We start from the raw sequence: 14,558 nt of genomic DNA on the forward strand, positions 1-14,558 counted from the left end.
ATTTTGAAACCTGTTATCGGACGACTGTTACCGGGACTGGCGACCGGCGGAAGACCTTCTGGGCAACATTTCCAACAAACAGATGATCGGCAAGTGTCCCACTATGGCTTCCAATGACTACTGTATCAAAGTCTTCAGCTTGGTTGAGAATTTGTCGTACAGGGTGACCAGTTTTGACGATGGTGTCGAGTTCGACACCGTATTCTGCGGCGATTTCATGAGCACGATCGATGACCGGCTGTGCATGCTCCTCTGCAGTCTTTTCGGGATCATCTGCCATTGCAATCGTTGTCGCTCGTCCCATGAAGACCGATGGTTCACCGACTACAGCCAATATAGTAATCTCCGCGTCTGCATGGACGTCGAGCGTATATCGAAGCGCTTTCTCTGCCATCTCGGAGTCATCCATCGCAACCAGGACACGTGAGACCATCCCCTATCTACGGCGGGATGGTGAATAACCTCCGTGGTGGAGAGCGAAGTCTGGTGTTTTCGGTCGACGATGCAAAGCGCTCGGGGGGAGCGAGTGCGGTTGGCAAGTGAGCAGGTAAATGGGTATGACGTCTGGTATTATCGAGTGTTGTTGATTGGTGTGGCAGCGAGTGTGTTGTCGCCGTTTGGGTGGCGTGAGAAACGTATTGAGCAATTCTAGCGGATCACGATGCGATGCGCCTGCATTCGTTTTTCTGATGACTACAAGTTCCGAAGATCGTTTTGTCGCACACAAGAATATTATTGACGCAAAAATTTTTGTCTTGTTAAGATTCACTCGGTGATGGATCTCAACGGTTGTGTTGAGTATCGGTCGTGGAGTTAGCACGCTCTGAAACTCATTCTCAAGGAAGCGTACTCGGCATGGGAATACTGCGACTGTATGGGTTACCGTCAGTGCAGATGATTCTGATAGTTTTTAGAAGGGATTGCGGTAGGACTCGTGGGAGGTGGTGATACCATCACCTGGGCCACGTGGTGACAGATGATCGAATTCCTTTGTCGGAATAGTGCCGTCAGTCCAGGCCATCCGGCCTTCAGTTTTGATATCGAGCCCTTCGTACGCACCGAATCGATCGGATTCTGATTCGATGTACTCTGACAGTTCGCCGCTCTCAGCCGTCTCGGTGTCTGGGTAAGTGTTTGCCCATGTAAGGTGGGTTGTCTTGGTTCCGAATTGCCACGATTTGAGCTGTCCCGTGATGATGTCTTTTCGGAAGCCACGCGACGTCGACCCGTCCATCGCCTCCGGGTAGCACCAGAGTGCATGGGGGTCGTCAACGACTCCGAGCATCGCCGCCACGTACTCGTTACCGTCAACGTACTGGCTCGTCTCTGTCGCTCGCGTGTCGATGATAGCTTTCGTGTTCTCGACTGCGTCCCCCTCGTGCATCGGAGATACCGCCATCAGGGCATTCTCCGAAACAGCGTAGACAAGGTCCGTGCCGTAGAGGTCGAACCCCTTGTAGCGTTCTGGCTCTGACCAGGTTGTCCGCGTTGCTGTTGTAGGTGTCTGCGTCGACGCTGTTGTGGACGACTGCCTGTCATTGATGAGTTGCTCGCCGACTGCCCCTGGATCGAACGATCCGAGGGCCAACTGTATGGCAAAATCAATCTCTACTGTGGCATCGATGGCTGTTACGTCGATGTACTCGCTGGGAACAGGAAGCCGTATCTGATTTTCGAGTCGGGAGTAGGCGTTTTCGTGGATGGCGTCTTGGTGAGCACGGATGTCTGCGATGTTGAAATACTGGAACCCGTAGCCATCTCGCAGCGGGGTTGTCGTTGGATCCGGGAGCCACTGTGTGAAATCCGGCGGTGAAGCTTCGTCTGACTGGTTCGATGTGGTTGGTTCAGTTGGACTACTATTGCCACTGGCCGATGAGTCGCTGAGGCACCCAGCAATCGACGCGAGCATCCCGCTGCTGAGTGTGAGACTTGTCGTCTTGAGAAACGTTCGTCGTGAGGGCGACATTCACGTGTATTTATAGGACTGATGGCATAAGTTTTCTCCCTTCTTTATTATAATAAATATCTGAGTGTGAGGCCGGGTGAAATCTCAACCCCATTTAGACCGAGTGAGGCACATCACTTCAAGAGGTTCTCATTTCTGTCGTCTTGGGTTGTCACTGGTGAAGATAGTCCATTATACCGTTGTAATAGAAAGGGATCGCGACAGCGATCTCCACCTTTCGCAGAAATAGACGCACCCCACCGTAACCAACCTATTACTACCACCATGTGCCACTGGCAGTGCGGTGTGAATCTCCTGTGGCGACTTGTCCGAGCGGGGGTTCTTCGAGCTCCCGTGATTACAATGCTATAATCAGTGCCCTCCCTTGGCTATCTCCACGTGGGCTATATGTACTCGCATCCATCCCACAAATTGAAATGGACCTACTTTTGCTTAGGTGAGAGGGATTTACCAACGTCATTTTATTGCGGATTGTACTTCCTGTTGGACCATGAGCCAAAAAACGTACGAGATTATACTGGCAATCAGGAACCTAGTAGGCGAGGGAAGTGATCAAGATGGCTGGACGAATCAAACGCATTGCACGGGGAATCGACAGCATTACCAACGCGGTCTGGGATGAGTCGGGGGTATTCATGAAACTCATTGTATTAGTGATTCTGATAGTGACGGCTGCTGCAATCCCTATTATTCCGATTGCAATCATTGCCCGCTACATCGCGAACCGGTAACCAATTCTGACTGTGATGATTTATCGCGGAGGGGGAGGGACCTGATAGAATCCTGACGAATTGACACGAGATGCCGAAAGTACGGTTTCGTAGACTTGCTGGAGACGGTCGCCCATCTGTGAGCGACTCACGGCGCGGGCAGCGTGGCGCCCGTTTGATTCTTGAGAGGTAGCCAACACATTGACGAGCCCATTTACGAGCTCAGTGTCTGTTTGACCGACGTATGAGGGTGATACGCCAGTTATACGGTCACGTATGTCACCAACATCTGCCGCGACGATCGGCAGATTGCAGGCAAGGGCTTCTTTCACTGAATTTGGAGACCCTTCCCACCGTGAGGTGACGAGGAGGACATCCGCTGCATTCATGTACAACGGCATCCGGGCGTGAGGTTCTCCAGAAACCGTATGAAGAGTAATCGGTTGGTTGAGACGGTTACGTGCAGCGTCCACGACTTGCTTGGCACGCGGATAATTTTTCACTGTGTGCGAGGGTGAATAGGGAAAAAAGACGTGCAAATGGGTTGGATCCCAGCCGACAGCCGCTTGAGCATCGGGTTGTGGTATCGGTCGAAACTGCTCGGTATCAACACCATGGGGAACAACATAGCAATCCTGGTCGAGTTCGTCTGCCATTGCGGTGGACATGACGATAACTGCGTCGCACCGGCGTGCACAGAGCTTACTCAGCCAGCCATAGGGACCGAATAGATCCGACCCCCACAGGGAAAGAACGACTGGAAGGTGTGATTGGGCGAGGGCGAACGGGGCTGTCAATCCATAGTTGGCATGGAGGAGGTCGTATGATCCAGACGATTCCCTGAGGACTTGGGGCAAATACCGGAGATAATTTGCTACTGAGCGGCTCCCTCCTGTGTTTTCATGTGTATGATTGCCAGGTGGCGTGAGCGTTGTACATTGGATCCCGTTGGCCTCAAGGGCACGAATCTGATGGCTGTAAAAACTATCGTTTGCACCAGTCACTAATTGCAAGACCTTCATTTGCAGTCGGAATCCTTTATTTTGTGGACGTGATCTACAAGTGACTCAGCCATAGTCTCCATACTTCGTCTAGGTGTTTTGTTCCGTCTTCCTTAGCACTGTTAACGTGAGTATACTCTCTCCATGTCCCGTCGTGCCTCTTCTCACCCTTTTCAAATATGCCTGCCAAACCGGAGCTGCCTGCCACTCTCTTATTGTCTCTCGAACTCTCTGCATAACTAGAGCAAGAGTCGGCGCAGCTGAGTACTGCGTGTTTACTAGCTCCGTTCAAGACTCTTTACCGCCCCCGGCCGAGACACAGTCGGTTGCCTTCGTAAATCATCTGATGATCGGTTATGACGAGGATACCGTCGCCGTTAGGCTGTCGTAAATCGAAAATCGAGCGGAATCGAGATAGTATCTTAAATTCGGGTTACAGCCATTCTGTTGAGTAGGATTCTCTGAGTATGATTGCTTAGACGACTCAAAATCTACACTCGGTCCATTTATACAAGATACATTAATCGCCGGCTTCAGATTCGCCACTCTCGCCGAAATGCTCCAAGACTTGTGCCAGATTGTCAAGCACACGGTCAAGTTGGTGCAGTAGATCCGCAATGGTATCAAGCCACCCTTGCAAACTCATCGGCTGTTCTGTCTGAAGGGATGCCTGACTACTGGGCGTACCAACAGCAGGTGTGACTGCCGTACTGATGACGCAGAGCATGAAGAGTGCCGTAAGGATTGTTCGGAACATGAATACTCGACAAGTAGATCACTCTGGGAGGAGCTTGTTAATCTTCAGGCCAATAGTTAGAAGAATATCATAGGAGATGTGAACCAAATATCCAATTAGATTTGTACTTTGGCGAAGTGAGTTCTTGTGAGTCTTTCTTGCTCACACCAGACTCTTTCAGGCGAATCCAATCAGCTAGCTCTGACGCATCGAGGTAGGCGCGGATCTCCCCACTGCCCCTCGACCAGAGTGAATAACGACTGGCCTCATCGCGCTCGCGCCACGCCTTGCTTGCGAGTTCGTCGGGCTTCCGGTTGGTCGTGGATGCAAGCATCTCATCGTCATAAATGGCGAATCGCTGGATTGGGAGGAGATCCGCCGTCGAATGGGCGACGGCGCTACCGCGGCCGAGCGTGTCTTCTTCACCGGGGAGTCGGAGTAGGTGTTACCGTCGTCTTTCGTGATGCGCTCGAGTTTGTTACTCTAATTGTTTGGGGAGTTGGGTGACATACGGACTATTCTCCCAGCTTCGATGCGAGCTAATTGCACAGATGAGGTCTTGTGCTTCATCTTGTGTCATGTGGCCTCCACGAGCGTAATCACAGATGAGACGTGGTGTCGGAACGATGCGAGGTCCCCTCAATGCCGCATGAACGAGTGCGAAATTCGTGCCACTGAACTCGTCAGTGAGAAAGCCGTCGACGGAGAGTGCATTCGCGAGCAGTATACCATCTGTTTCGCCATCATCAAGCCCAAACGTCGGTCGTGAATCCGATGTTTCATCTCGTTGGCATGGATCTGTGACGGTGTAATGACCTTGTGCCGCCAGGACGTTGTGAGCTGCCGCACCATGGATATCGTGTTATTGTGCGATATCATTGAGTTCCGAGACGACTTCAGGAGGAACAGCGACGTCACATGAGGTGAGCAGATATTGAAGTGGATCGGGTGCCGAACCTGTATCGTAATCGCTGGCAGCACGCGGGACCCTGAGGCTCACCAGTGCGCTTGTGTCCGCAATGACCCTCCGCAATCGTGGCTGGCCGCTCATCGTTCGTCGGTGTCATTTAGTGTGCGTTCCGAATCGATAGTCTCCGCATCTCCATCGTAGATGTCGGTATCGTCAGGTGCAGCGAGGTCGAATGGCTCTCTTTCTAAATCTGCTTTGAGCAGTCGGAGTCGCTGGGCGGTTTCGGCACCGACCAGTTGCTTTGCCGTCTCGAATTCCAGTTGGTCATCATAGTACTTCGTCGCAACCAATTCTTGGAACGTTTCACTTTCTGCAGTCTTTTCGATATACTCGCGAATTGCATCCACGAGGAGGTCAGTTCGTTCCTTATCGAAGAGGTTGGCGATTGCATCCAGTCGATCGACCAGATACTCTGGGGATTGAAAGTGGACACGTCGGGGGTCATCCCTCGCGCTCATTATATGTGCATGTTCTGCACATAGACAGATAACGATTTCGTTCTGTGTGCAAGCTATGCACACGAAGATGTTATCCCGTTCTTTACCACCTCCATCCTGATACCATCGTATATCGACGATGCGCAGAAAGCGTTGATTCAAGCGGTCGATGAGTACCGTGATCCAGAGGCGGTGTGTGAGGAACTGCGGTCGTAGGTTGATCGGCTTGAGCGAGGGGCGGTCGATCCGGGTGAGCTAGTGATCACAAATCGAGTATCGAAGAAGCGGGAGGACTACACGCAGTCGACACGGAGTGTGGCGGCACTAAAGCGGGCGGCGGATTTGGGATTGGCGCGTGCGCCTGGACAGAGTGTGTCGTATGTTGTGGTCGACGATGAGAAGGACTCACGGGAGCGGGTGGTGTTGGCAAGTGAGGAGGTGGACGAGTACGATGTCGGGTTTTATCGGGAGTTGTTGGTTCGTGCTGCGGCGAGTGTATTGTCACCGCTGGGGTGGCGTGAGAAACGCGTTGAGCAATTTCTCTCGAGTCATGACGAAATCAGCCTCAAATCGTTTCTCTAACGCTTACTCTATGGGGGGATGAATTTGTTGCACATCCGTTCCTCCATAGAACCAAAAATCGGGACTATATTGAACTTCTCAATCAGTGACGGACTCTTATTGCCGTGCTAAATACAGGGCATATAGCTAATCTCAAATGTGGTTAACACCATCTCACTCAAATCGCTCATACAGGGGAATACTCACCAGTAGCTGGTATAACGGTTCATATCGGGCATCATGTGTCAATAGAAGTCGATTATCTTTTTCCGTGGCGAAACCTCCCCTCTCACAATGAAATACCGTACCGTGCGCTTCCCAGAAGAGGAGAGCTTCCTCCCGTTCCTTCTCCTATTACTCGCCGGTTCGGTTGCGCACTTTTTTATCAGTCCTGATTCGGTCCTCGCCGATATCCCCGAAGTCATCATTCCTCTAGGGATTTCAACTATCCTCCTTGGGTTCATGTATCGAGCCTCACGCAATGGGTACGACGAGAGCCAGCTCAAGCAGATTATCCGATTCGGCTGGATTGGGGCACTCGGAGCGGCGAGTACAGGGACTGTGTGGGTGATTCTCAACCTCTCTCGGCAGCTGCCCATTATCAGCCTGAATGATGAGATGATGACCGGCATCAGCATTGGAACCGCAGGGGGAATTCTCGTCGGCTGGTACTCTCTCCAGACTATTCAACGGGCTGGGTCTGTAGAAGTCTTCGAACCAAGACACGAACAGATGGTGACCGAATCGACATGGACACACCAGCCTCACCCGAATCCTATCCTCGCTGAGATTGTCACACAGATCGCGGACCTCAACGATGCTGACCCTCTGTCAATAACTCCTATCTCGGAATATATCGATCCGGACGTGCTTGCGAAATTGACCGAGGAAACCGAAACGGAGTGGCAGATAGCATTCCAGATCGAAAACTACGAGGTTCATGTAAGCAGTCACGGGACCGTCACAGTGTACGAGACTGATTACAGAGGAGGTAGGGCTGGAGAGGTTTCCCCCCCCTCGCGATACGCTATGACCAGCATAGACCATCCTATCCGTCAACGGATCCTCTCCATCCTCTCTGAGAACAGTGAACACACTCGGTCGGAGCTCGCTGAACGGCTCGCAACTGATTCAGACATACCGACATGTGATACCCATCATCTTGAGATCGTTCTTCACCACAATCATCTTCCCCGACTTGACGATAAACAGTATATCGAGTATGACCCACGGTCGGGCGATCTCAGGCGCTGGAAGGATCCCGAAGTAATTCGGGCTCACCTTGACGAGTGAACAATCATATCCAGGGGTTCGATCGGTCATCAACAGACCTGTTCCCTATCCTTCTGATTAACTATGGAGAGAACACGATCGAGTTGGGAGGTTTGCCTATCTACTCAACGGAAAGTTCACTGCAAAGAAATTGGATGAAACGATAGCAGATTGCTGCATCATCCTCTCTATCTGGCACACCATCCCGAACAGATCATTGGTGGGTAATGTTCAACCGCTGGCTCGTCAGTTCGAAACACTTTGCCACGTTCTCAACCAAGCCGTCCTCGACTGTCGCTAGCGGGAGTCGTCGATTACACCGTTGTAATAAGGGGGGTTGGCCGAGTCAACCTCCCTCGTTTCGCAGAAATAGACGCACTCCACCGTAGCCAACACACTACTACCACCATGTTTTCACCGGCAATGCGGTGTGAATCTCGTGTGGTGGCGTGGTTCGAGCGGGGGTTCGCAGAACCCCCGTGATTACAACGCTCTAATCAGCGTCCTCCGTTCCCTCCCGCGTTCGCTTCGTGTGCTCGCATCCACCCGGCGAGGTTGGGATGGGCGAACGTGACCTCAATGTGATGACCACCGACACCCATGGCGTCGTCGATCGACAGCGTTCGTGACTCTTTGTAGGTCACACCGGGCACACGTTCGGCCATCTCCTCCATGACGCGATAGCCATCGTTCTTGTACGCACAACCGTAGTGAGTCGCGACTTCTCGATAACCCAATCGTGCAACCATCACATCGTTTGTCTTGGCGACGTTCTTCGCGTGCTCAAGCACATCGAGGTACTTGTCTTCAACCTGCTGGCTCTCGGCACGTTTCTCGCGGAAGTTCACGAGCTCAGTATTCTGTTCCGAACGCTGCACACTCTCGAAGAGCTGACGACCTGCATTGGATGTACCCGTGACGAGATTGAGTGACTCATCATCAACGTTCCCGTCTCCCGGTTGAATGATCTATACCCACCTCCCTGTCGCCGCCCTGGATGGGTCCATCATTTACACTCGTCTCTGTTGGTTTATATCGCTCCGTCGTTCCAAACAGGAATATGCCTGCGCATTGGGCCCGAAGCAGACTATGATGATTCTCGATCTAAAAATTTATTGACCAAATATCTAGTAATGTTCGATTCAAATCACCAGACAAATCCGACTCTATTGGGTTGTACAATTGAGTTGCCAATTTTGGCATATGTAATTAAACGGCCGTAGATAATTCGAAATTATTATGTTTAGTAATATAGGATAAACACAAAATTTATTTATTTTATCTTATTCTAGCTCGATATTTGCTGTCGTTGGTGATTTTACGCCATTATTCGACGTTTAACGCTGCACTGTGATCGGCCGATACATTCATATCTTCATCGTGTTTGAACTCATCGAACTCATGAGCACATCCCCCAAGCTGGCTGACTCCGCTGGTGACGCTACCTCGTCCCCCCAAGACACGGCGCCGTCCCAACCACTGTCGAAGGATACGATTTTTCATATCTTGCAGGTACAACGCCGTCGTTTGACCTTGCAGTACCTCCACGGGCGAACAGGCTCCGTTTCGTTACGCGATCTTGCCGAGCAGGTAGCAGCCTGGGAGAACGAGATGTCGGTCGTGGAGCTAACGTCGAAAGAACGCCAACGCGCCTATATTTCACTGTACCAAACTCACCTTCCGACACTCGATACGGAGGGTATCATCGAGTACAACAAGGATCGCGGAACAATCAAACGAACGCCTCGTGCTGACCAATTTGATCCATACCTGTTCGACGCGGTTCCACAGGACTCATCCGAATCTTCGACGGACAATGCGTTGAATCACCGATGGGAACGATATTATCTCGGCGGGACGCTTTTCAGCACGAGTCTGTTGGGTGCTAAATTGCTTCAGCTTCCACTTGTGTCACAAGTGGCGTCTCAACTAATCATCCCAATCATTTTGTTCGTTTTCTCCATCCTTACGGCGGGCCACTACTATACTCGGGCTGTACTCTCAGAGTCCATTTCGAGTGAGAAGGTTACCCAGTTATTCTCTCTCCGGGACTGAAGTAACTAGTCCAATAGAGGTGTTTGTCTCGTACAACGGAGTTATCGTGTGTGAAGAGCTGACGGTGATCTTTCAACGACTGTTCGAAACGGATGGGTTTGCGCTTGTCGCGGTGGTACCTGGATTGGTTCAGGTGGTGACTCACACGGAGTGGACGTTTCGGAGACGATCAGAATCGGAATGAGGCGAAAATCGTCCGTTTAGTGCTGGCACGCGACTGAACGGGATTTGTCGAAGGTGTAGATAGGGAAATGCCAGTAGTGTGCATCCACCTTCAACGATAGAACCTATGTAAGATGGTTAGCTAAGACGATTGCATGAATTTGCAAGGGAGTATACTTCTCGGATCACATGTTGACGATCGTTTGCTATGTGAGATTCACGATTTATGGCAGTCGAACTGTTACAAAACACTATCCGGAGAGAGAGGCTTCCGCGGCGAGGTTCGGCGAGTCATCATCAACGCTCTCTTCGGTCTCGTAATCCCGAACGAGATTGATCAACCGCGACACCGATGCTCGCACCCGACTGTTCTTCTCTTCTGCGTCAGTGAGATCGTCGATGTCCGCTTGCATGCTCTCGGCCGTCTCTTCGAGACTACCGAGCTTTTGTCGGTCCTGAGCACGCTCTTTCGTCGCCTCCTCGCGATAGTCTTCGAGCTCATTGACCCACTCGTCGCAGGTCTGTGTTTCGCGAGCGATTGCCGTTCGCCTCGCTCTCGTGTTTGGCCACATCTCTGACACTCACAAACACATCGTTATCAGCGTTTCACCCCTATCCTCTAACATTGATAGTTTGTGATTTTTGTGGGTTTTTGTCTTCTGTGACAAGCTACTCTGTTACCCGTATCTCTCTGCACCTCGCACCTACCCTTTACTTTGGACGATTTTGGAGGTGCAGGTGGCAAAATGACGGCGTTAGATTTGCATATAATAACGTAGGGCTATTCTCTGGAGGCTATTTGTTATATGCAAATGCTTTCGGACTCTCCGAGAGATATATGCACCGAGTTAACCCCTCTTGCTGCCGAATATCGCATTTACTGCTAATCGACTGAATCTTGTTACTCATGCTATATGAAAATGGTTGGATGTGCTATATGAAAATAGACGGCGAAAATCGGCTTAGACGTCTGAATTCGTTGCACAGAATAACTCTCTCGTATTTGCAAACCGGCTAATACAGCTAGGCCGAAACACAGGCGATAAAGTAAGTGCTCAATGTGATAGGATGAGATAGGCCGGTTTTCCAATTCAAGCTACTATAATAGATATGACTGTTCACATGGGTCCAACAACCGAATTCGATAACGTCGAATAACGTAGCTTGAACTAACGTAGCTTGAACTAACGTAGCTTGAACTAACGTAGTCCTATCTACACAATCGTGCCCTTTATGTTGCCATCGAATCTACAGGCGAACAATGCCACCATTTGTTAACAGAACAAACGAGCTCGATCGACTCACGAAGCTCTACACTAGCAACTCTCCAAATTTGAGTGTGATATACGGTCGTCGGCGAATGGGAAAAACAGCGCTTGTCGTAAAGTCTATCGAAAACCGCGAGGACGCCGTCTATCACCAAGCAGCACATGGGACTCCCGAGCAACAGCTCGATTCGTTCATTGCCGATGCGACGACAGCCTTTCCTGGGATCAATCGGATTCGAAAGGATTGGGAAAATGTTCTCACATACCTTGCTGAACAAGACGCAATCGTCATTCTCGATGAATTTCCCTATCTTGTCGACGAAAACGAAGCTCTTCCATCAATTATTCAGCGTCTCTGGGATCACGAAGTTGAAGAGACAGCAGCAACCTTTGTCTTGACTGGCTCTGCTATTGGGATGATCCACAACATCGCCCTTGATGGTAGTTCACCATTGTACGGCCGCATCTCGAAGCGACCGAATGGGAAGCTCAACATCGGCCCGCTCCCATTTGGAGCGGCGATGACCTTCTTTCCCGACTACGATCCTGCAGAACAGGTCGTGGCGTACGGCGTTTTTGGAGGGACACCGGACTATCTTCGCGCTGTTGATGACAGTCAATCACTCAAGGAGAACATCACAGAAACGTTGCTCCTTCGAGATGGTGGTCTCCATGAAGAACCTGAAAATGTTCTGTACCGGGAATTGGACGAGGTGGATCGATACTTTGCCGTGCTGAAGGCGATGGCCGAAGGGAACCGCCAGCGAAACGAGATTGTGCAGGCCGCAAGCATCAACGCCAACAGTGCTGGCTATTACCTCTCCCGTTTGCGAGAGCTCCAGATAATCGAGCAAGAGTATCCGGTCACGGTTGACCCATCACGAAGTCGAAACAGTCGCTACCGAATTTTGGATCAGCTCTTCGCGTTCTGGTTCCGGTTCGTCCATGGACGATCATCTCGGTACGAAGTCTTTGGGCCAGATGCGTACGATGAACTCGTCGAACCGTACCTTTCGGACTTTGTCAGTGGCACATTCGAGCAGCTGTGTCAACGGGCAATTCTCTTCGAATACGGTGATGAGTATACGTTCACAGAAGAACCAGACACATGGTGGGACACCAATGGGCGTGAAATCGACATCGTTGCACCAACGAATAGTGACACGTTGGTTGTGGGCGAAGTGAAATTCACTCAACAGCGACTGGGATACGATGTCTTTGCCCAACTCCGGCAAGAGGCACCGCATATTGATTGGGTACCAAACGGTGGTGAAGAGCCAGACTATGAGTATGCGCTCTTCAGCCGGAGTGGATTTGCATCGTCCCTGGAGGAGACCCGTGATGAACGTGATGATCTTCGTCTTTATACTGTTGGAGACGTGGTTGAGACGATCACGGAGTAGAGGTTTTGGGATCGCTTTTCAGAGTACATGATTGTGGAGGTGTTGCCAATATTTTGAAGGGCTGTATACCGGCTTGAACACGAAGCCCACTACGACTGGATAGCGTTTGTGCCGTTGCGTGATTCGGACGCTGGTGCCTTGACGAAGTACTTCGGGAAGGTCGCTGGCAAAGATGAGTACAAGTACGGGGGCATCGAGTGTCGGCAGCGAAGCACGCCCCCGTATATCGATGAGGCGCAGAAAGCATTGATTCGAGCGGTCGATGCGTATCGCGATCCGGAAATGGTTTGTGAGGAACTGCGATCGTGGGTTGATCGACTAGAGCGAAGAGCGGTCGATTCGAATGAGTTGGTGATCACGAATCGGGTTTCGAAGAAGAAGGAGGACTACACGCAATCGACGCGGAGTGTCGCGGCACTGGAGCGGGCGGCTGAGTTGGGACTGGCGCGTGCACCTGGACAGAGTGTATCGTATGTGGTGGTCGACGATGCAAAGCAGTCGCGAGAGCGGGTGCTGCTGGCAAGTGAGGACTTGAACGAGTATGATGTTGGGTTCTATCGAGAGTTGTTGGTTCGAGCGGCAGCAAGTGTGTTGTCACCGCTTGGGTGGCGTGAATCGGATATTGAGCAAGAGCTAGGGCAGTATATCGAGTCGAGTTTGCAGTCGTTCGGTTGATTGCAAGATCGTCCCCTAACGTGTCTGTTCAGTCAAGTGTTGAAACCGTCTGTGGCGAATAGCTGCATTCGCAATTATATCTATATATGAGGCATAAGAATAAAAATCGGCGACTGTTTTTATTTTATCGAGGCTTATCGGATGCCAGTATTCCCCGACCAAACAGTCCCATAAATAACACTGGAGATACTGCGATCCCATTCCCCTCCCCTTAGGTGAATTCGATGCCAACCGATGCTACACACTCACCGACGTCGGAACCATCATTCGACGCATTGTTTACGATCCTCGCGGATCAACACTCCTGGATTGACCTCCCGATCTTCGAGGGCGACGATCCGATGGAGCCGAACCACTATCGGGGCGTCGTGGCAGACGAACCGGGATTGTATTTTGTCGGGCTGTTGTTCCTATACGCTGCATCGTCCGAAATCCTCTGTGGAGTTGGTCGGGACGCGAAACACGTAGTTGAACACCTATCTTCCAGAGCAGACGGCAGTTCGGCTATTGCTCACTCTAAAACAGGAACGACTGTTTCATCATAGACGGGTTGCAGCATACGAGAGTAGTCTGTTGAATATGTTCTCTCTTCAACTCACCATTCATAACAAACGACTGAAAAACGCTCTCTGGGTGCGTCTACACTGTGCCATGGGATCAAACAATGAGTATCAGTGGACGTTACTCACTTCGTCATCCGGTCTATACCACTCTAGGCATCGAAGTTCACACGTATGGGGTTCCCTTATAAACAACTCGCCATCAGTCATTCAATTGTGACTCCGTCCCAGTCACTTCGCTGCCAAAGAAATCTTTATAGAAATCTAGGATGTTACTCGTTGCCATGGAGACGAGCGTAGTGGTCAACGATTTGCCTGAGACTGAGGCCGTCGATCGGTGCAGGGTCGTCTCGTATTTTCTCGACAGAGCGGTCGTGACTTGGCCATGCCGGCGCTAAGATGGTGTGGTTGCGGTCGGTGAGGTATTCTTCAAAACGTTCCCAACAGAGGGGAGTCAGCCATGCACCATGGATGAGAACAAAGGTTGTCATCCTTCACCCCTCTCGGGTTGGCGGCTCTCTTCGACGATGGCAAAACTGCTCTTCGTTTGCATTTCACCGATACGACACGCCATACTCGAATTTACGATTTCGGTGTTACTACGCAGTCACCAATCCACTGTTTTCTCACACAGAGATATAAATGTAAACAACTTATCCGCAACTCGTGCTGCTGCCGAGACAGCACAGAACAGCGCACAAGCCGAATACTCGGGCTTAGACAGTTGTTTTCGATACGAGGGGGCAAGCTAGTTGCTTACTCAAGCATCGGCGTCCAGCGTA

14 protein-coding genes and 1 pseudogene are annotated in these 14,558 nt (G+C 51.0%); 6 read left to right on the top strand and 9 right to left on the bottom strand.

Translation table 11 applies throughout. The features are described 5' to 3' along the window. Window positions 1-13 precede the first annotated feature (13 nt). Together ACGYLY_RS18605 and ACGYLY_RS18610 are read right to left on the bottom strand one after the other, a co-directional pair. The gene (locus tag ACGYLY_RS18605; protein ID WP_395284304.1) at window positions 14-433 is read right to left on the bottom strand and encodes a universal stress protein; all 420 of its coding nucleotides are present in this window, start codon (window positions 431-433) and stop codon (window positions 14-16) included. A 477-nt stretch (window positions 434-910) separates the two neighbouring features. Then, window positions 911-1,966 (bottom strand): hypothetical protein, encoded by a 1,056-nt coding sequence (locus tag ACGYLY_RS18610; RefSeq protein WP_395284303.1) that lies wholly within the window; start codon window positions 1,964-1,966, stop codon window positions 911-913. A 557-nt stretch (window positions 1,967-2,523) separates the two neighbouring features. Here ACGYLY_RS18610 and ACGYLY_RS18615 point away from each other — a divergent pair. Further along, window positions 2,524-2,697: a hypothetical protein gene (locus tag ACGYLY_RS18615; RefSeq protein ID WP_395284302.1), complete on the top strand. Its 174-nt coding sequence runs from the start codon at window positions 2,524-2,526 to the stop codon at window positions 2,695-2,697. 20 nt (window positions 2,698-2,717) lie between these two features. On the opposite strand, the gene ACGYLY_RS18620 is transcribed toward ACGYLY_RS18615, so the two are convergent. From ACGYLY_RS18620 to ACGYLY_RS18635, 4 genes and pseudogenes are all read right to left on the bottom strand, one after another. Beyond that, window positions 2,718-3,698 (bottom strand): glycosyltransferase, encoded by a 981-nt coding sequence (locus ACGYLY_RS18620; RefSeq protein WP_395284301.1) that lies wholly within the window; start codon window positions 3,696-3,698, stop codon window positions 2,718-2,720. A 499-nt stretch (window positions 3,699-4,197) separates the two neighbouring features. Further along, window positions 4,198-4,434: a hypothetical protein gene (locus tag ACGYLY_RS18625; protein ID WP_395284300.1), complete on the bottom strand. Its 237-nt coding sequence runs from the start codon at window positions 4,432-4,434 to the stop codon at window positions 4,198-4,200. A gap of 457 nt (window positions 4,435-4,891) precedes the next feature. After that, window positions 4,892-5,464, bottom strand: a pseudogene (locus tag ACGYLY_RS18630) (hypothetical protein). Beyond that, window positions 5,461-5,841 (bottom strand): hypothetical protein, encoded by a 381-nt coding sequence (locus ACGYLY_RS18635; protein ID WP_395284299.1) that lies wholly within the window; start codon window positions 5,839-5,841, stop codon window positions 5,461-5,463. Before ACGYLY_RS18635 ends, ACGYLY_RS18630 begins: the two are co-directional and overlap by 4 nt. A gap of 237 nt (window positions 5,842-6,078) precedes the next feature. On the opposite strand from ACGYLY_RS18635, the gene ACGYLY_RS18640 reads away from it, so the two are divergent. Then, complete coding sequence (locus tag ACGYLY_RS18640; RefSeq protein WP_395284298.1) at window positions 6,079-6,402, top strand: hypothetical protein; 324 nt, start codon at window positions 6,079-6,081, stop codon at window positions 6,400-6,402. A 273-nt stretch (window positions 6,403-6,675) separates the two neighbouring features. Continuing rightward, complete coding sequence (locus ACGYLY_RS18645; protein ID WP_395284297.1) at window positions 6,676-7,674, top strand: HalOD1 output domain-containing protein; 999 nt, start codon at window positions 6,676-6,678, stop codon at window positions 7,672-7,674. Window positions 7,675-8,150: 476 nt separating this feature from the next. On the opposite strand, the gene ACGYLY_RS18650 is transcribed toward ACGYLY_RS18645, so the two are convergent. Further along, window positions 8,151-8,531: a hypothetical protein gene (locus tag ACGYLY_RS18650; protein ID WP_395284296.1), complete on the bottom strand. Its 381-nt coding sequence runs from the start codon at window positions 8,529-8,531 to the stop codon at window positions 8,151-8,153. Between the two features lie 502 nt (window positions 8,532-9,033). On the opposite strand from ACGYLY_RS18650, the gene ACGYLY_RS18655 reads away from it, so the two are divergent. Continuing rightward, window positions 9,034-9,708: a hypothetical protein gene (locus tag ACGYLY_RS18655; protein ID WP_395284295.1), complete on the top strand. Its 675-nt coding sequence runs from the start codon at window positions 9,034-9,036 to the stop codon at window positions 9,706-9,708. A 413-nt stretch (window positions 9,709-10,121) separates the two neighbouring features. Here the strand turns inward: ACGYLY_RS18655 and ACGYLY_RS18660 are convergent, their stop codons facing one another. After that, on the bottom strand, window positions 10,122-10,442 hold the full coding sequence (locus tag ACGYLY_RS18660) for a hypothetical protein (RefSeq protein ID WP_395284294.1): 321 nt from the start codon (window positions 10,440-10,442) through the stop codon (window positions 10,122-10,124). A 689-nt stretch (window positions 10,443-11,131) separates the two neighbouring features. On the opposite strand from ACGYLY_RS18660, the gene ACGYLY_RS18665 reads away from it, so the two are divergent. Beyond that, a complete protein-coding gene (locus ACGYLY_RS18665; protein ID WP_395284293.1) occupies window positions 11,132-12,541 on the top strand; it encodes an ATP-binding protein in 1,410 nt (469 codons plus the stop codon). Between the two features lie 108 nt (window positions 12,542-12,649). Further along, on the top strand, window positions 12,650-13,216 hold the full coding sequence (locus ACGYLY_RS18670; protein ID WP_395291262.1) for a hypothetical protein: 567 nt from the start codon (window positions 12,650-12,652) through the stop codon (window positions 13,214-13,216). An 832-nt stretch (window positions 13,217-14,048) separates the two neighbouring features. On the opposite strand, the gene ACGYLY_RS18675 is transcribed toward ACGYLY_RS18670, so the two are convergent. After that, entirely contained in the window at window positions 14,049-14,267 is a 219-nt protein-coding gene (locus ACGYLY_RS18675) for an alpha/beta fold hydrolase (protein WP_395284291.1), read from the bottom strand. Window positions 14,268-14,558 lie beyond the last annotated feature (291 nt).

Source organism: Haladaptatus sp. CMAA 1909 (assembly GCF_043952005.1).
Taxonomy (GTDB): domain Archaea; phylum Halobacteriota; class Halobacteria; order Halobacteriales; family Haladaptataceae; genus Haladaptatus.